Below are 16,530 nucleotides of genomic sequence, written 5' to 3'. Positions count from 1 at the left end.
ACCAGCGCCCGGTGCCTGCGGCACTGCACGGTCGGAGGTCGGCGCGGGATTTTGCTCTCCTGTGGGGTAGACGGGGCGCATGAACGCCGAAACGCTGAACGTACAGGCCGCTTCGTATGGCGGCGCGCTGTGGCTGATGGTGGCGGGTGTCGCCGTCGTCGTCCTGGTCGCCGGATTTTTCATCGGTACCCGACACTCCGCCCGGCGCCGTGTGTCAACGTCTCCGCCGCAGGCCGCACAAGCACGCCGCGACCTGGCGGACCCCGCACACCGCGGCGACGGATGGAGCACCCCCGAGGACGACCCGGAGCAAGGACATCCTCACCGCTGACGCATATGGCAGTCCAGCAGTTCACCACGTGCTTGGCGCCGCGCCGTATTGGCGGTTGGGGGACAGGGCTCAGCTTTCTGCGCGTTCGACGACGTTCGGATTCCGCACAGGTCGCCTACCTGGCTCGGCGCACTCGGCGTCCAGCTCGACGGTGAGGTGGGGGGCACCTTCGTCGTCTCCGGCAGCGACGTGTGCAGCCAGCCGGGGGAGTCGTGGGGACCCGGGTGCGCCCCCTCCCAGCCGGATCGATCGAGTGGTCCCGGGCGGCCCCCGGATCCCCGGCCCGGCCAGCCTCATGGCGCCGAACGCAACCGTCGCACCGGCCTGTCGCCGAGCCGGACCTTGTCGGGGTGGGTCGGCTCTCAGCGGGTTTCGATGGGTTCGATCGTGACGGACTTGATGACGATGTCGCCGGCGGGGCGATCGTTGCGAGGGTTGATGTCGGTGGTGGCGATGGTGCCCACCACCCTCTTCCCGGCGTCGTTGGTGACTTCGCCGAAGATGGTGTGCTTCCCGGTTCTCCTGTTGACGCGGGCGTGCCGGCATAGTGCCGTGAGCGGTGGTCATGTGACACGCGGCACGGTGCCGGTGGTCCCTGTCCGTCCCTCGCGTCGGATGGAGGGCCACGAACCTGCCGGTCTGTGGCCGGGCAGCCGGAGGCCCTGGGCAGTCATAACCCGAAAGCTCAGGGTCTCCCGCCCGTGGTCCTCGCTGGCCGCGTCGGCGTGGCGACGATGACCGGTGCTCTTCTCGGCGCTGTCACAGCAGCTTCTCCACCCGGCTGTGTACAAGGCGCCGAAGCCACCCGAACCGACACCCGCACCGTCTTCACGCCCCTGCGAAGTCCGCGGAGGACCCTTGTCACGAGGGTGCTAAGCGCAGGGTAGTCCGCGCGGCCCTGGAACTGACGCACCCACCTCAGAGCGGCTCGGGGTTCTGTCCCGAGTGCGCAGTGAAGGGGAGTGGGTGAGGCTGGAGAAATGAGGGAACGTTCCGTGATCGTCTGCCTGCCCGTGAAGGGTGAAGGTCGGCGCGTGTGGGTGGACAGGAAACTTGTGGGCGCGGCGCACAGTCTGCGTGATCTGACCGAGCTGCTGCGGCGTGCCGGCTGGGAAGACCTGGACGAAGTCGACGTGGCCGTCCTGCCGGTTGTCGAGTGGCACGGAGGCGGCCCGGAAATCTGGTCACCGGGCGGCTGACCACCACGCCCACCGACGCTTTCCACAGAACGCCGTGGATCAGTGACGCTCCATCCCGGCCGACCGCATGGATCGCCCCTTGTCTTGTCGAAACTGGTGGGCCGGCCGCCTTGGCTTCCACGGCGCTTGCGGCTGGCCCGCTGGTCCCTCGGCTCGGGGATGGTGTGCTTGATCTGGCGTCTTCGCAGGTAGCGGCGGTTTCCGCGGGATGAGTACGCCTTACGCCGCCGAGGTGATCGGGCCGGGTGCGGGGACGCCCGCCTTCCTGTCGGGTCACCCTGACACGTTCCACGACCGGGATGAGTTGCGGGGCGTCGCCCCACTGCCCCGGCGTGAGCAGGAACGCGAGCGGTCGCCGGCCTCCCTCGCCGGCCAGGTAAGCCTCCTGAGGCATGCCGTCACACAGATGCCCTCCTCAACGCGGCACGGCCACCTGGCCGGTGCCACGATGTTGTCGGGTGCCCTCCGCCCGGCACAGCACAGGGTGCCCCTGCCGTGCGCGGCTTTCTGCCCCCTCGGCCGCGCACGGCATCCCCACCCACAGTTGTCCGAGGGCGGCGAGTCGGTGAGCTTGTCCGCCGTGAGCTTGGCCCGCCTGGATCGTGCGTTCGACAGGGACAGCCCGAGATTCACGGGATGCTCCAGGCCGTCGAGGACGATTGTCTCTGTGTGCCCTCTGGGGACGGTACGGGCCCTTGTACTGCGCGAGGGCCGCAACCGCCCTGTTCGAAGGCGCTCACACCCACCATGGCTTTACGGCCGCTTCCAGTTCCGGACCAGTGCCGTGATGCCGAGCTGTTCCAGGCGTTCGCGCTGGCCGCAGGCGGCGTTCGCCCTTCGTGGTGCGGGAAGTGTTGTGGCGGCGCATAGGTCGGTGTCGGTCAGAACGAGGTGCACGCAGCATCCACTCCTTGTACGGAGTCGATCCGCACCCGCTTACGTTCCCCGTCGCGCGCCGGCGTCAGCTCTCCTTGTCGACGAGACCAGGCCGGGGCGGGCGGCGACGTCTTAAGAACCGGGAGTACGGGCCGGATTCGGTCCGGGACTCCGTCCATTCGCCCCGCTGCCGGCGGCACGCCACTAGCGTTCCGCGGCGAGGTTACGCCGACGGGTGAAATGGACGCGCATCCGCCAGCATGGTCGGCATCGCACTATGGGACACCTGAGCACCGCGCTCCACCACCGGGCCTCGAGCCGCAGCCCGTTGATCTCCGCATCCAAGTAAGGGCCTGTCGGAAATTGCCGTGTTGCTCCGCGTGGTTCGGATCGTCGATCTGGTATGGGTATGTCTGGTGAAGTTCGTAACCAACTGGCCGTGAAGTTCGAGGTGTTGTTTCCGCATCTGGACGAGCGGCAGCGGCGGCTGCTGATGGGGGCCGAGGTCCGGATCCTGGGTAGCAGATCTTCGCGGTTGGCCAGCAGGCCGTGAGACCGACCGCGAGGTTCTGGCACGTGAAGCCATGTGCCAGAACCGTGCCAAGTGGTCGGCTCCGGAAGTCCTTCGGGGGTTGACTTGAGCACTCGTCTTGCGGAGTCCAGGTAGCGGAACGGACGTGCCATCTCGTTGCGCATGACGCCAGCGTGGCCCATCTGTGCCCAGTTGGGAGATCCGGATGAGGAACCTGTCTGGGGCAGCGGATCCGCCTAGTTTCCGTCCACGGTTTCCGGGCTGGCTGGCCGCTGCGTGTCAGCCGCGTACGGCAGCCAGGCACTCGTCGTATAGGTCCATGATTTCGCTCTTGCCGTCGTTGGCGACCCACGTCATCGACGCGGCATCCAGGCACGCGAACGCCGTCGCGATCACCGCGCGGGCCTTCGCGCCCTCGGTGCCGGTAGCTGCGTCCATCCGGGTTTCGATGAGCGGCAGCAGGTTCTCCTGGAACCGCAGTCGCTTTTCGAGCCAACCGGCACGCAGCGAGGCGGTGTTGTGCAGGAGGCGGAACCGCTCCAGGGCGTGTTCTCGGCTGTCGTGCAAGGCCAGTACGGCAGCAACCCCTGCGCGCAGGGCCTCCCAGATACCGGCATCGGCGGGCTGTTTGCTGATCGTGTCCATCAGGACCTGCCCGAACCGGTCCTGGTCGCCGCCGAGAAGGTCCTCCTTGGTGCCGAAGTAGCGGAACAGGGTGCGCTGGGAGACGCCGGCCTCCCGGGCGATCTGGGCGATGGTCGTCTCGTCGTAGCCCTGCTCGGTGAACAGGCGCAGCGCCGTCTCGAGGATCTCCTGGGAAGCCAGCTGCCGTGTCCGGTCCCACAGCGTGGTCGGTGCGCCCCTCGCTGACTTGGCTTCCTGCTTCATGCCACCAGACTAGCCCAGCACTGCCAGTCCGACAGTCACATGGTGCTTGGCAGTCGCTGCCAAATTGCCATACGCTGCCAGAGCGGTGGCCCAGCACCGCCCACTGCCCCACGGACAGAGGCATCCCCCCGCCCAGAAGTACGCAAAGGAGCGCATCATGCCTGCACCCACAGCTTTGATCACCGGTGGAACCAGCGGCATCGGCAAGGCGACCGCCGAACTGCTCCACTCCCGCGGCTACCGCGTCATGGTCACTGGCCTCGGCAATGTCGCCGACGCCGGACTTCCCGAAGACGTCACGGCTGTCCGGGCCGACGCACGGTCCCTGCCGGACATCGACCGGGCGATGGACCAGGCGCGCCGCCAACTCGGCTCCCTGGACCTGCTCTTCCTCAACGCGGGCATCTCCCGCCCCGGCCCGATCGAATCAACCGACGAAGACGCTTTCGACGCCCTGTTCGACATCAATGTCAAGGGAAACTTCTTCACCTTGCAAAAGGCGCTGCCGCTCCTCAACGAGGGCGCCTCGGTCGTGTTCACCGTGGGCGCCGCCGAAGGGCTCGGGGCCGTGATGACAGCGGCCAAGGGCGCTCTGCTGCCCCTCATGCGGTCCCTCGCGCTCGAACTCGCCCCCCGCCGCATCCGCGTCAACGCGGTCAGCCCAGGAATGATCAACACCCCTGCCTACAGCAAGATGGGTGTCTCCCAGGAAATGATCGACTCCTGGGCCCGGGACGTCCCGCTCGGCCGCGTCGGCGCTCCCCGTGACATCGCCGAAGCCGTGGCCTTCCTCGCCTCGGACGCCGCCGGCTACATCACCGGCGACAACCTCACCGTCTCCGGCGGCGTCGGTGTTCACTCCAACGCCTGACGAGCAATTTTCGCTCTGTCCCGCAAGGCTCACCGGATCCGAGCTCAGGCTGTGGCCCTGGCGAGCCAACGGCCTGTGCGGGAAGCCGGCCCCGCCCTACTTCGTTCTCCACCACGGATAGATGGGCCGCTCTCCTTCCATGCCCGTGTGCTCCGCCGTGCCCTTGGAACTGACAGGCCTTCCCACCCCGGCGGCCCGCACCAGGGCCTCCCGCACGGCCGGCCATGGCGGCTCCGGCACCGACATCGCACCCGGCAGGAGAGGCCCCACCCGCCTCGGCGTACCAGGCGATCACCGTCCAGCGCAGATCCCGCCCCGAGCACGCGTGACGGCCGAGCGCTGCCGCGATCGGAACGGTCTCCTCGGCCGGCATCGGCACCGAGCCACGCCCGCTCCTCTGCCAACCCGCTGACCGCGCCGCTGCGGATCCCTGACTGAGGGCCTGGGGACGGGCCCCGCAGGGCTTCGACGGTGCCACGCTCTGCGCCTGCACGCTGCTGTGGCCGGGCCGCGGACCGCGTCGAGGGGTCAAGACATGGTCAATTCGGTGTGCACGAATGCGGCGATCGGGGGTACATGCCGACACGGACGAGACACCGGGAGGGGTCGTGGTGGACGGCAGAGTTTCGGAAGCGATACCAGCGGCTTGGGTATCAGAAGGAGCCGAGCAGGCGCGCCGACAGGAGTCCGAGGCTGAGCGCGCCGACCGGCAGTGGAACGAACTGATGCAGGAAATTCGGGTCGCGCAGACTGGTGTCCAAATCCTCTTCGGTTTCCTGCTGAGCGTGGCCTTTACGCCGGCTTTCGGACACCTGTCCGACATAGACCGGATCATCTACATCACCACGGTCGTGCTCGGCGCGACTGCGACCGGTGCACTCATCGCACCGGTCCCGTTTCACCGGTGGGTGTCTGGCCGCAGTATCAAGGCGCAGGCAGTGCGCTGGGCCGCGCGGCTCACCTTCATCGGCCTGGCGCTGCTGATTGCCACGCTCACTTCGGCCTTGTTCCTGATCCTGCGGGTGGCCACGCATGACGGCTTCGTCCCGTGGCTGGTCGGCGGGGTGGTGGCCTGGTACCTCGCGTGCTGGGTGGTGCTGCCGTTGTGGGCGCGGCAGCGGTACACCACCCTGGCGGAGGAGGCCGCCGACTGACGACAGGCGCGTCCCGGGGGGCATCATCAAGCCTTCCGTGCCGGAGGCGGGACTCGACGGGCGACAGCGGACCCGAGGTCCCGGCGCAGAGCGCCGCCTGCGGCGCGCCCACAGGCCGCCGCGTTCAGCGCCTGACCCGCCAGGGGGCTGGTTACCCCGACGGCGGGTGCGTGCGGTGCGTGCTGGGTGAGCTGGCGGTCGAGCTCGGTGCGGATGTCGGAGCACGGTTGTCCGGTGCGGGCGGCCCAGTGGGCAATCGGTTCCGACACATGCCGGGTTGGATGTCGGTCGCCTTCCAGATGCCGCGCAGCGCGTCCCACCCGTTTCTCAGGGGAGAGCGCGTGCGGGGCATGGCGTGCCCGTGACCGTCGCGATGCAGCAGCTCGTGAAAACCCTGCCCGACGAGTTCCTCGAAGCTGTGGCCTTGGCCGCGTCGTTGGCCGAGACGATGACTCCGCCGTCGTCAACGACAATGACAGCCGTCTGCACCCTTGTGCGCCACCATCTGCGTGTGACCGGTAACCGGCAGACTCCCTGTCGGATGCCCGGCTGCCGTGGCTTGCGTCGACATAAACGGCTGGGGCCGTGCTGTCGGAGGCGGCTTGTATCCTGCACGCATTCGACGATCGGACGATCACGGGTACGGGCATGCGGGCACGGGGCGGGCGTCCAGGGCGGGAGCGCGGGGATCTCGATGAGTGACGCACATCCGATACGAGGCCGCAGACCGGGCCTCTCGGTCGGCGCGCGCATAATCGCCGGGGTCGTCCTCGCCGTGATCGGGGCCCTCGGCGCCTGGCTCCAGCACGACGCTCCCGGCCGGAGTGCGGAGCCGCGTACGGAGTTCACCGCGAACAACCCGCCCGCCGGTCTGCCCACCGCGCTCACCACCGGCCAGCACCTCCACTGGTCCAGCTGCACCTCGCCGTCCACCGCACGCACGGGCTACGACTGCGCCACCATGAAGGCCCCCCTCGACTACCGGAAACCCGAGGGCAGGACGATCGACGTCGCCCTGATCCGCCGCAAGGCCACCGGCCCGAACGCCCGGCGCATCGGCTCACTGGTCCTCAACTTCGGCGGCCCCGGCGTGTCCGGCGTGAGCGGACTGCCCGAATTCCTCAACCAGTACGAGCCGCTCCTCGACCGCTACGACCTGGTCTCCTTCGACCCGCGCGGTGTCGGCGCGACCATCCCCGTGCGATGCGGGAAGACCGCGGACGACACCGGCTACAACGGGGCCGACGCCTGCGCCGAGCACTCCGGGGCGCTCCTCCCGTACATCGGCACCTCGCACACCGCGGGCGACCTCGACCTGATGCGCTACCTCCTCGGCGACGAGCGGCTGCACTACTTCGGCGTCTCGTACGGAACGGCGCTCGGCGCGGTCTACGCCCACATGTACCCGTCACACGTCGGACGGCTCGTCCTCGAAGCGTCCGTCGATCCGACCGAGGACCTCGACGAGGAGCAGGTATCGCAGGTCAAGGCGGTCCAAGCGGCGTTCGACCGGTTCGCCGCGTACTGCGCGGCGCGTATCCGCCACTGCCCGACCGGCGACGGGCCCGAGGAGGCCGCGCGGCGCATGGCGCGCCTGGCCGACCGCCTGGCGAAGAAGCCCGCCCCGGCCGGCGCCGGAAGGAACCTCGACGCCGACCACCTCGCGTACGCCGTCAGCGACCATCTCGATCTCGGCACGGACGGCTGGGCGCCGCTCGCCAAGGCCCTCACCGCGCTGATCGACCACAACGACGGCCGTCCGCTGAGCAAGGGCGCGGACGACATCGGCTCCGCCGACCGCGCGGCGACCCCGCGCGACAACAGCCGCGCCGCCCGGACCGCGATCACCTGCGCGGACTCCAGCCTGCGCCCCGGCTTCGAACGCCTCGACCGGGACGAGGCCCGCATCAAAGCCGCCTCACCCGTCTTCGGCGCGGCCTGGTCCACCGGCGTCTACCTCTGCTACGACTGGCCGTTCGACGGCGAGCGCGCCACGCTCCAGGTGAACGCCGACGGCGCGGCCCCCGTCCTGGTGGTCGGCGGCACCGGCGACCCGACCACCCCCTACTCCGGCGCCCGTCATATGGCCCGCGCCCTGGGCGACGGCGTCGGCGTCCTCCTGACGGCGGAGGAGGAGGGCCACGGCACATACCCGCAGAACCGCTGCGTCACGGGGACGGTCGACCATTACCTCCGCACGGGCCGCACCCCGGCCCCGGGGACGGTGTGCCGGGGCAGCATGTCCTGAGGCTCGTACGGATCCGCCGGGCGGCCGTCAGCACACCGGCAACCCGCCTGCTGGCAGGAACTGTTCAGCAGGTTCGCATCGACGGTGTACGGACGTTCAGGTAGGCGGTAACGGCAAGATCGGCCACTATTTCCGGCATGACACGAGAGCACCAGGGGGTTGAGGACTGCTTCGTCTGCCGAAAGCGCAGGGATTCCGCAGTGATGCCGGGAGGACTGAGAGCGCGGCCGCGCAGGGGTGCTGCGCGGCGGGTGACGCGTTCGCGTTTGCGTGGCTCGACGCCCTCCCTCACGCCGCAGCAGCGGTAGTTCGTACTGGATGGCCTCGTCCGCGGCCACCATGTCGATGGAATTCGAAGACACCGGCACGGTACTGAGGACTCACCGCCCATGCGGCGCGTCCGGCGGCACAGGGGACGTACGCACCCCCGACCGTCCGAATAAACGGATGGTCGGGGGCGAGCGTGACGCAGCCCGCGATCGCTGCGGCGGCACCGGTACGAAAGATCGTGCGAGGCCGGGCGCGAGTGCCAGCAACTGTTGCGCAACCACGACCCGCAGTCCCTCTCCAGGCGCAGCCGGCTGGGCGAGCGAGGCACCCCGCAGGGGACGCCGTCCTGCCTGGGGTTTCGTGGACATACCCGAGGGAGACACCGGCGGGGTTGCCGTACCCGGGCCCCGATCCGGCGATCGTCTCCGGAGCGTTAGCATGCGGGACATGTCGGATGCACTGCCCCGCCTGGAGCCCCTCACCCTGCAAACCGAGCCCGCGGCGCTCGAGGACCTGCGCACCCGGCTGCGTACGACACGCTGGCCGGACGCGCCCGAGGACGCCGGGTGGGCTCTCGGGACGGACATCGCCTACCTCCGTGAACTCGTCGCCTACTGGGCGGACGGGTTCGACTGGCCGGCGCAGGAGGCCGTGCTCGCACGGCTGCCCCACTTCCGCATCCGGCTCGGCGGCCTGGGGATCCACCTCGTGCACGCCCGGGCCGTCGCGCCGACCGGGCCCGTCCTGCCGCTGGTCCTCAGCCACGGCTGGCCGGACTCGTTCTGGCGCTACTCGAAGGTGATCCCGCTCCTGACCGATCCCGGCGCGCACGGCGGCGACCCGGCCGACGCGTTCGACGTGGTCGTGCCCGACATGCCCGGCTACGGGTACTCCGACCGGCCCACCGGGCCGCCGCTCGACTCCATCACCGTCGCCGGCCTGTGGGCGGAGCTCATGGGCGTTCTCGGATACGCGCGGTTCGGCGCGGCGGGCGGCGACGTCGGCAGCCACGTGAGTCGCTATCTCGCGCTCGACCACCCCGACCGGGTAGTGGCCGTCCACCGGATGGACGGGGGCCTGCCCGTCTTCACCGGCGATCCGGCCGATCTCGCCGCCGAGGAGCGCGCCTGGTTCGACGAGGTCGCGGCCTGGGGCGCGAGCGAGGGTGCCTACGGCGCCATGCATCGTACGAAGCCCCAGACCGCCGCCGTCGGGCTCACCGACTCACCGGCAGGGCTCGCCGCGTGGATCGTCGAGAAGCTCCGGGCCTGGAGCGACTGCGACGGCGACATCGAACGGAGTTTCACGAAGGACGAGATCCTTACGAACGTCACGCTGTACTGGCTCACGGGGACCATCGGCTCGTCGATGCGCATGTACCACGCGAACTCCGCCATCCCGCCGCGGCAGCTCGCCCGCCGGGTCGAGGTGCCGTCCGGGTTCTCGCTGTTCCGCGGCGACATCGTCCGCCCGCCGCGGGCCTGGCTCGAGCGCACGGCGAACGTCGTGTACCTGAACGAACCCGCGCGCGGCGGGCACTTCGCGCCGTTCGAGGAACCCGAACTGTACGCGGAGGAACTGCGGGCGTTCTTCCGGCCCTACCGTGCGGCAGCGCTGGGCTGAGGACGCCGTCGCCCCGACGCGGCGGCCGACCGGGAACGTAGGAACACCCGCACGAGTACATCGAGTCGACGGACCGTTCGGGACTCCCGAGCCTCCGCCACACAGGTCATCGGCCGGCCGAAGAGGGGTGTTCCCGCGGATGCGGAACCGCCGCGGCGGTTTCTGGTCCCCCGGGGGGAATCCGGCTGTGGATGTCGTGGAACAGGTTCCGCATCGCCATGCGGAAGATCTCGGCCTGGTGATCGGCGAGGAACGAGGTGTGCCCGAACACCTCGAGGACGACCAGGCCGTGCAGGTGCCCCCACGCGCTCAGGACCAGAGCGGTCGCGGGTGGCGGTAGGTCTCGCCGACCGGTCGGCGGCAGCTGGTCCAGGTACGCGAGCAGCGCAGCCGAGAGACCAGGGGTGTCGGCAGCGGCGAGTTGCGCGGTGGTGAACCCGTCGAACAGCTCGCGCTCGAAGATCGCGCTCATCCGCCGCACGGCCTGGGTGGTCGGGCCCTCGACGGGAGCCGCGTAGTACCGCAGCGGGGTTCCGTAGAGGAGTTGGAACCGCTCGGGATGGGCGATGGCCCAGTGGCGGTACCCCTCGGCCGCGACGAGCACGCGCTCCTGGGCCGAGTCCTCCGTGGCGGCGTCGACAGCGGCCTGCACGGCGTCGGTCAAGTCGTCGTATGCCTTGGCGATGAGCGCCGTGACAAGGTCGTCGCGGCTCGGAAAGTAGTGGTAGAGCGCCTGCACGGTCATACCCAGGCTACGGGCGATCGCGCGCAGGGACAGAGCCGCGGGACCGTTTTCGGTGATATGGCGCTCAGCCGCGTCCAGGATCTCCTGGACAGCCGCCGCCCGCCGCCGCTGGCGCAGAGAGGGCGGGGCGGCTGCGTGTTCGTCAGTGGGCATGCGGCGACCGTACGACGGCAACTCGACCCGCGCATCACGAAGTTGAGGACTGTGGAGAAAATCTGACACTGCCAAATCTTCCGCTCTCTCACTAGCGTCGTAGCGGCGACGAGGTGCGCCATCACATCTGCCCCTGTGGGGACGAACAGGCGTTGCGGGGACCCGAGTCGGCGTCCCCTCGCGGCGTCGGTCGCTTGACCTTGTCCTCACGAAGGACGCAAAGGAGATCGTGCGTGTTTGAACGCATAGCCGAACTGGTGATCCGCCGGTCCCGGCTGGTACTGGTCGTCGCTGTAGTGGCTGTGGCCCTCATGGGCGCGGCGGGCGCCGGCGCCTTCGGGAGGTTGCTGGGGGGCGGCTACGACGATCCGGCCTCCTCGTCCAGCCGTGCCATGGACGTCATCGACGAGAGGTTCGGCGGGGAGACGAACCTGGTCCTGCTGGTCCGCGCCTCCGGGGGCCGTGTCGACGCACCGGCGGCCCAGCGGAGCGGCCTGGCTCTGGTGGCCGACCTCAAGAAGGAGCGGAATCTGGGGAACGTGGTCTCGTACTGGGACACGGCCAGTGCCGATCTCCGTTCCGAGGACGGCCGCGAGGCCCTGGTGCTCGCCCATGTGAAGGGCGACGGCACGGAGCGGGACGAGAACGCCAAGAGCGTCATCGACGCCTACTCAGGACCGTACGAGGGCGCGCTCACGGTCCGGGCCGGTGGTGGCGCCGCCGTCACGAGCGAGATGGGGAAGCAGTCGGGCGAGGATCTTGTACTGGCCGAGTCCATCGCCGTACCGCTCACCCTCGTGCTGCTCCTGGTCGTCTTCGGCAGCGCGGTGGCGGCTCTGCTGCCGCTGGTGATCGGCACCATCGCCATCACGGGCACGTTCGCGGAGCTCTACGTCCTCGGCAGCGTCACCGACGTCTCCGTCTTCGCGGTCAACCTGACCACGGCACTGGGCCTCGGCCTCGGCATCGACTACGCCCTGCTGATGGTCAGCCGATTCCGGGAACAGCTCGCGGCAGGGGCGGGTGTGGACGACGCCGTCACGAGCGAGATGGGGAAGCAGTCGGGCGAGGATCTTGTACTGGCCGAGTCCATCGCCGTACCGCTCACCCTCGTGCTGCTCCTGGTCGTCTTCGGCAGCGCGGTGGCGGCTCTGCTGCCGCTGGTGATCGGCACCATCGCCATCACGGGCACGTTCGCGGAGCTCTACGTCCTCGGCAGCGTCACCGACGTCTCCGTCTTCGCGGTCAACCTGACCACGGCACTGGGCCTCGGCCTCGGCATCGACTACGCCCTGCTGATGGTCAGCCGATTCCGGGAACAGCTCGCGGCAGGGGCGGGTGTGGACGACGCCGTCCGGCGCACAGTGAGCACCGCGGGCCGTACGATCGCGTTCTCCGCCGCGACCGTGGCCGCCGCTCTCGGCGCCCTCCTGGTGTTCCCGCAGTACTTCCTGCGTTCGTTCGGCTATGCCGGGGTCGGTGTCGTCGCCATCGCCGCCGTCAGCACCCTGTTCGTCATGCCGGCCCTGTTCGTCGTCCTGGGCCACCGCGTCAACAGCGGGCGGCTGCCGTGGGCGAAGCTCCGCCGCACCGACGCCCGCGTGCCGCCGTGGGGACGGCTGGCCCGCATCGTCATGCGGCGCCCGGTGCTCACCGCGCTGCCCGTGCTCGCGGTACTGCTGCTGGCGGCGAGCCCGCTGCTCGGGATCTCCTTCGGCACGCCGGACGAACGCGTGCTGCCCGAGGACGCCCACAGCCGCCAGGTCGCCTCGGCACTGCAGCGGAACTTCAAGGGCAACGACGACGCCGCCCTCCACGTTGTCATCGACAAGCCCCTGAGGAGGGCCCCACTGCAGTCGTACGCGGTCGCGCTGTCCCGACTCGAAGGCGTCGTCCACGTCGAGACCAGCGCAGGCACCTACGCCGACGGACGCTCCACGGCGACCGGCTCCGGCAGCGCCACGCTCGGCCGCCCAGGCGCGCAGCAGATCAACGTGGTGAGCGCCCTGCCGCCGAAGTCGGCGGAGGCACAGAGCCTGGTCGACGAGGTGAGAGCGGTCACGCCGCCCGCCGGGTCGCATCCCCTGGTCGGTGGAACCGACGCCGTACTGGTCGACGCCAAGGCCTCCATCGCCGGCAGACTCCCCCTCGCGGTGACCCTGGTCGTCCTCACCACCTTCCTCCTGCTCTTCCTCTTCACCGGCAGCATCGTGCAACCGCTGCGCGCGCTGGTCCTCAACATGGTCAGCCTGGGAGCGACCCTCGGCGTCATGACCTGGATCTTCCAGGACGGCCACCTCTCCTCGCTGCTCGGCTTCACCGCGCAGCCGATGGAGGTGTCGATGACGGTGCTGATGTTCTGCATCGCCTTCGGCCTCTCGATGGACTACGAGGTGTTCGTCACCAGCCGGATCAAGGAACTCCACGAGTCGGGTGAGGACAACGAGTCCGCCGTGGCCAACGGCCTCGGGCACACGGGGCGCATCGTCAGCGCCGCGGCCTGCCTGCTCGCGGTGAGCTTCTTCGCGTTCGGGACGGCCAAGCTCAGCTTCATGCAGATGTTCGGACTGGGCAGCGGACTGGCCGTCCTCATCGACGCCGTCGCCGTCCGCGGCATCCTCGTACCCGCCGCGATGCGCCTGCTCGGCCGCTCGGCGTGGTACGCGCCCCGCTTCCTGCGGAAGCTCCACGGACGGTACGGACTCAGCGAAGGCGGACCCGGGCCCGCGGTGGTGACGGAACCAGCGGCCAGGTCTCCGTACGCGCAGAAATCGACAGAGGTCTGATCGCTCCCGACCACGGCCCACTGTGTGCCCGTCTCCGCGATGGAGGCGGGCACCGCCGCGTAAGGGGAAGGCGTGGGGCCAACCTTCGTTTGCCGCCGGGGAGTTGGCTGCCTGTCGCCACCGCGTGATCGGTGTTGTCGGCGTGATCAGCGAGCGAACTTCGCGATGGCGTCCGGCGTGACGGGGGTGAAGAAGTTGACCAGGTTGCCGTCGGGGTCACGGAACAGGAGCGCGCGGTTTCCCCAGGGCATCGTGGTGGGCTCGTTGACGAAGTCCTCCACGAAGTCGGTCAGGTTCTTGTGCGTCCGGTCCACGTCGTCGACGAGGAATTCGACGATGACGCTGTGGTTGTCGGCCGGACGGGCCGAGCCGGGCGCGAACAGAGGGACGGTGCGGGTGCTGCCGATCGCGAGAGTGGCCGAGGCCGTCCTGATCTCGGCGAAGTCCTCGTTGGACCAGTCGGCGGATACCCCGGTGGCGCGCTCGTAGAAGTCGACGAGGCGGGCGACGTCGCCCGTGATGATGCGGACGGAGACGAAGTTCATGGAAATTCTCCTGGTCGGTCGGTGTTCCTGATCGCAGGCTACGACCTGTACCGGGCGGAACCCGCCCGGTATAGGTGGGAGACTTCTGAGCATGCCCAGGCCCATCGCTCGCGTACTCACCCTGTTGGAGCTCCTGCAGTCGGGCGGCGTCCGGACCGCGGCCGAACTCGCCGATCGGGTCGGCGTCGACGAACGGACCGTACGGCGCTACGTCGACCACCTCGTCGACCTCGACGTACCCGTCGAGTCGGTGCGCGGCCGCTACGGCGGCTTCCGGCTCGCCACCGGTTACCGCATGCCTCCGCTCATGCTGAGCGACGACGAAGCGCTCGCCGTGCTCCTGGGACTGATGGCGGGCCGGCGAGCCGGGCTGACGACAGCCATGGGCGCGGCGAGTGAGACAGCGGCGGCCAAGATCCGGCGGGTACTGCCGGAGCGGCTGCGGCGCAAACTCGACGCCGTATCCGGATCCCTCACCTTCACCGCCCCGCCCGGTGAGGCGGTCGCCGCGGAATCCACGGTCCTGCTCTCGATCACCGACGCGGTACGTCACCACCGGCCGATCGCGATCCGGTACACGGCGGCCGACGGCCGGCGCAGCGAACGGACGCTGCACCCGTACGGAGTTGTCGCTCATTCGGGCAAGTGGTACCTGACGGCCGCGGATCTCACGGCCGACGACGACCGGACGTTCCGGCTGGACCGCATCACCGATGTCAGGACTCTTCCCGGCTCGTTCGAACCACCCGGCGGACTCGACCCGGCGAAGCGCGTCCTGACAGGGCTCGCCACGGCTCCGTACCAGCATGAGGTGACGTTGCGAGTCCAGGGGACGGCCGAGGAGATCCACACCCGGCTTCCCGCCGGCGTCGCGATCGTGCAGGAACTCCCGTCCCCGAGCGGTGGAGACCCGGTGACCGAGGCGTGGTCCCGCGTCGACCTGCGTGTGGACCGGCTCGACTGGCTTCCTGCCGTGCTCGCCTCGCTGGACAGGCCGTTCGTCATCGACCGCCCGGACGAACTCCGCGACCTGGTCGAGGCGTTCGCCGAACGCCTCATGAACTCGGCCCGGCGGACTTGAGCGCGGTCCGGCTGGAGCCGTGGTGGGGCCCGATCGTGGTGGGCATGGAGAACAGGCACAAGCTCGTGATCGTCGTCGGAAGCGCGTTCGTCATCGTCACGCCGGAGTACAACCACAGCTATCCCGCGTTGCTGAAGGCGGCCATCGACTGGCATTTCACCCAGTGGGCGGCCAAGCCGGTCGCCTTCGTCAGCTACGGCGGAGCAGCGGGCGGGCGGCACGCGGTGCTGCACCTGGAGAACGTGCTGACCGAATTGCATGCCGTGACGATCCGCGACGGTCTCATCTTCCCGAACTACTTCACGGCATGGAAGGACGGCCGCCCCGTCGGCCTCGAGGCCGTGGGGTACGCCAAGACGGTCCTCGACCAGTTGGCGTGGTGGGCGGCCGCGCTCCGAGCGGCGCGGGACGCCGTTCCCTACCCGGCGTGACAAGCCGCGGCTCGACACCGGGTGCTGCGCGGTGCGTGGGGTGGCGTGGCGTGGAGGTACGTGGAGTGGCGGAGATCAGCTGAGCGGCTCGCCGCCGTCGATGTGCACCGTCTCTCCGGTCAGGAATGTGCTGGTCATCGCGAAGAGCACCGCGCTGGCGACGTCGTCCGTGGTACCGATGCGCCGGGACGGGTTACGGGCGCGGATGCGAGCGAAGTACTCCGCCTTGCCCTCTTCCCCGAAAGCGTCCCAGGCGCCGGTGTCGATCACACCGGGGGAAATGGCGTTCACGCGGATGGGCGCCAGCTCCAGGGCGAGGGAACGGGCCAGGACTTCCGCGGCACCGTTGGTGATGGCCACGGCCAGGGTGCCTACCGCGATTTTCGCCGCGGCGACGCCGGAGAAGGTGGTGAGCGACCCGGACGCGGGGATGCGAGGGGCCAGGTGCTTGGCCAGCATGAGTGGGCCGATGACCTTGGTGTCGAAGGAGAGCCTCACCGCGTCGCGGTCCAGGTCGGCGACGAGGCCGCGCGCCCGGGCCGAGGCGGTGGAGACCACGTGGTCGACGGTGCCGAGCCGCTCACCGAGGGCGGCGATGGAATCTTCGTCGGTGAGGTCGACGGTCTCGCTCGTGATTCCGGGCTCGTCCTCGTAGGCGTCGGCGAGGGCCTTGTGATCACGGCCGGCGGCTACGACGTCGGCCCCCGCGTCTCGAGCAGCGATGACGATGGCGTGGGCGATACCCCCGCCTCGACCGACGACCAGCGCAGTCTTGCCCTTGAGAGGTCCTGTCATGG

The 16,530-nt window shown here is 69.4% G+C and carries 14 protein-coding genes and 3 pseudogenes; 10 read left to right on the top strand and 7 right to left on the bottom strand.

Features of this window, described 5'->3' with window-relative positions:
* Nucleotides 1-79 precede the first annotated feature (79 nt).
* Nucleotides 80-331 (top strand): hypothetical protein, encoded by a 252-nt coding sequence (locus tag OHB41_RS00225; protein ID WP_266695931.1) that lies wholly within the window; start codon nt 80-82, stop codon nt 329-331.
* A 362-nt stretch (nt 332-693) separates the two neighbouring features.
* Here the strand turns inward: OHB41_RS00225 and OHB41_RS00220 are convergent.
* Nucleotides 694-849: pseudogene (locus OHB41_RS00220) on the bottom strand (peptidylprolyl isomerase); the annotation flags it as partial.
* A gap of 477 nt (nt 850-1,326) precedes the next feature.
* Between OHB41_RS00220 and OHB41_RS00215 the strand changes: the two are divergent.
* Nucleotides 1,327-1,530: a hypothetical protein gene (locus OHB41_RS00215; RefSeq protein WP_266695930.1), complete on the top strand. Its 204-nt coding sequence runs from the start codon at nt 1,327-1,329 to the stop codon at nt 1,528-1,530.
* An 83-nt stretch (nt 1,531-1,613) separates the two neighbouring features.
* Here OHB41_RS00215 and OHB41_RS00210 read toward each other — a convergent pair.
* Together OHB41_RS00210 and OHB41_RS00205 are read right to left on the bottom strand one after the other, a co-directional pair.
* Nucleotides 1,614-1,909, bottom strand: a pseudogene (locus tag OHB41_RS00210) (IS5/IS1182 family transposase); the annotation flags it as partial.
* A gap of 374 nt (nt 1,910-2,283) precedes the next feature.
* Nucleotides 2,284-2,427, bottom strand: coding sequence for a hypothetical protein (locus tag OHB41_RS00205; protein ID WP_266695929.1), 144 nt, complete (start codon nt 2,425-2,427; stop codon nt 2,284-2,286).
* Nucleotides 2,428-2,815: 388 nt separating this feature from the next.
* On the opposite strand from OHB41_RS00205, the gene OHB41_RS00200 reads away from it, so the two are divergent.
* Nucleotides 2,816-2,959 carry a hypothetical protein gene (locus OHB41_RS00200; RefSeq protein ID WP_266695928.1) on the top strand — a complete coding sequence of 48 codons (144 nt, stop codon included), beginning with the start codon at nt 2,816-2,818 and terminating at the stop codon, nt 2,957-2,959.
* A 258-nt stretch (nt 2,960-3,217) separates the two neighbouring features.
* On the opposite strand, the gene OHB41_RS00195 is transcribed toward OHB41_RS00200, so the two are convergent.
* A complete protein-coding gene (locus OHB41_RS00195; RefSeq protein ID WP_266695927.1) occupies nt 3,218-3,826 on the bottom strand; it encodes a TetR/AcrR family transcriptional regulator in 609 nt (202 codons plus the stop codon).
* A 157-nt stretch (nt 3,827-3,983) separates the two neighbouring features.
* Here OHB41_RS00195 and OHB41_RS00190 point away from each other — a divergent pair, with 157 nt between their 5' ends.
* The 4 genes from OHB41_RS00190 to OHB41_RS00175 all read left to right on the top strand — a co-directional run bounded on the left by OHB41_RS00190 (nt 3,984) and on the right by OHB41_RS00175 (nt 9,992).
* Nucleotides 3,984-4,697, top strand: coding sequence for an SDR family NAD(P)-dependent oxidoreductase (locus OHB41_RS00190; protein WP_266695926.1), 714 nt, complete (start codon nt 3,984-3,986; stop codon nt 4,695-4,697).
* Nucleotides 4,698-5,305: 608 nt separating this feature from the next.
* A complete protein-coding gene (locus OHB41_RS00185; protein ID WP_526024866.1) occupies nt 5,306-5,851 on the top strand; it encodes a DUF6328 family protein in 546 nt (181 codons plus the stop codon).
* Nucleotides 5,852-6,545: 694 nt separating this feature from the next.
* The gene (locus OHB41_RS00180; RefSeq protein WP_266695925.1) at nt 6,546-8,099 is read left to right on the top strand and encodes an alpha/beta hydrolase; all 1,554 of its coding nucleotides are present in this window, start codon (nt 6,546-6,548) and stop codon (nt 8,097-8,099) included.
* Between the two features lie 717 nt (nt 8,100-8,816).
* A complete protein-coding gene (locus OHB41_RS00175; RefSeq protein ID WP_266695924.1) occupies nt 8,817-9,992 on the top strand; it encodes an epoxide hydrolase family protein in 1,176 nt (391 codons plus the stop codon).
* A gap of 106 nt (nt 9,993-10,098) precedes the next feature.
* On the opposite strand, the gene OHB41_RS00170 is transcribed toward OHB41_RS00175, so the two are convergent.
* A complete protein-coding gene (locus tag OHB41_RS00170; protein ID WP_266695923.1) occupies nt 10,099-10,890 on the bottom strand; it encodes a TetR/AcrR family transcriptional regulator in 792 nt (263 codons plus the stop codon).
* A gap of 233 nt (nt 10,891-11,123) precedes the next feature.
* Here OHB41_RS00170 and OHB41_RS00165 point away from each other — a divergent pair, with 233 nt between their 5' ends.
* The gene (locus OHB41_RS00165) at nt 11,124-13,676 is read left to right on the top strand and encodes an MMPL family transporter (protein WP_266695922.1); all 2,553 of its coding nucleotides are present in this window, start codon (nt 11,124-11,126) and stop codon (nt 13,674-13,676) included.
* A 146-nt stretch (nt 13,677-13,822) separates the two neighbouring features.
* On the opposite strand, the gene OHB41_RS00160 is transcribed toward OHB41_RS00165, so the two are convergent.
* On the bottom strand, nt 13,823-14,221 hold the full coding sequence (locus OHB41_RS00160; RefSeq protein WP_266695921.1) for a VOC family protein: 399 nt from the start codon (nt 14,219-14,221) through the stop codon (nt 13,823-13,825).
* 91 nt (nt 14,222-14,312) lie between these two features.
* Between OHB41_RS00160 and OHB41_RS00155 the strand changes: the two genes are divergently transcribed.
* Together OHB41_RS00155 and OHB41_RS00150 are read left to right on the top strand one after the other, a co-directional pair.
* Entirely contained in the window at nt 14,313-15,302 is a 990-nt protein-coding gene (locus OHB41_RS00155) for a helix-turn-helix transcriptional regulator (RefSeq protein ID WP_266695920.1), read from the top strand.
* Between the two features lie 83 nt (nt 15,303-15,385).
* A pseudogene (locus tag OHB41_RS00150) lies at nt 15,386-15,733 on the top strand (NADPH-dependent FMN reductase); the annotation flags it as partial.
* Nucleotides 15,734-15,808: 75 nt separating this feature from the next.
* Here OHB41_RS00150 and OHB41_RS00145 read toward each other — a convergent pair.
* Complete coding sequence (locus tag OHB41_RS00145) at nt 15,809-16,528, bottom strand: SDR family oxidoreductase (protein ID WP_266695919.1); 720 nt, start codon at nt 16,526-16,528, stop codon at nt 15,809-15,811.
* Nucleotides 16,529-16,530 lie beyond the last annotated feature (2 nt).

It is taken from the genome of Streptomyces sp. NBC_01571, assembly GCF_026339875.1.
In the GTDB taxonomy this organism is placed as follows: Bacteria; Actinomycetota; Actinomycetes; order Streptomycetales; family Streptomycetaceae; genus Streptomyces.
Note: the sequence above shows the minus strand (reverse complement) of the source record. Positions and strands in the feature narration are given on the sequence as shown.

Coding starts and splice junctions, on each gene's coding strand:
- OHB41_RS00145 (WP_266695919.1), bottom strand. CDS start 16,528: ATGACAGGACCTCTCAAGGGCAAGACTGCGCTGGTCGTCGGTCGAGGC.
- OHB41_RS00160 (WP_266695921.1), bottom strand. CDS start 14,221: ATGAACTTCGTCTCCGTCCGCATCATCACGGGCGACGTCGCCCGCCTC.
- OHB41_RS00175 (WP_266695924.1), top strand. CDS start 8,817: ATGTCGGATGCACTGCCCCGCCTGGAGCCCCTCACCCTGCAAACCGAG.
- OHB41_RS00190 (WP_266695926.1), top strand. CDS start 3,984: ATGCCTGCACCCACAGCTTTGATCACCGGTGGAACCAGCGGCATCGGC.
- OHB41_RS00155 (WP_266695920.1), top strand. CDS start 14,313: ATGCCCAGGCCCATCGCTCGCGTACTCACCCTGTTGGAGCTCCTGCAG.
- OHB41_RS00180 (WP_266695925.1), top strand. CDS start 6,546: ATGAGTGACGCACATCCGATACGAGGCCGCAGACCGGGCCTCTCGGTC.
- OHB41_RS00170 (WP_266695923.1), bottom strand. CDS start 10,890: ATGCCCACTGACGAACACGCAGCCGCCCCGCCCTCTCTGCGCCAGCGG.
- OHB41_RS00225 (WP_266695931.1), top strand. CDS start 80: ATGAACGCCGAAACGCTGAACGTACAGGCCGCTTCGTATGGCGGCGCG.
- OHB41_RS00195 (WP_266695927.1), bottom strand. CDS start 3,826: ATGAAGCAGGAAGCCAAGTCAGCGAGGGGCGCACCGACCACGCTGTGG.
- OHB41_RS00200 (WP_266695928.1), top strand. CDS start 2,816: ATGTCTGGTGAAGTTCGTAACCAACTGGCCGTGAAGTTCGAGGTGTTG.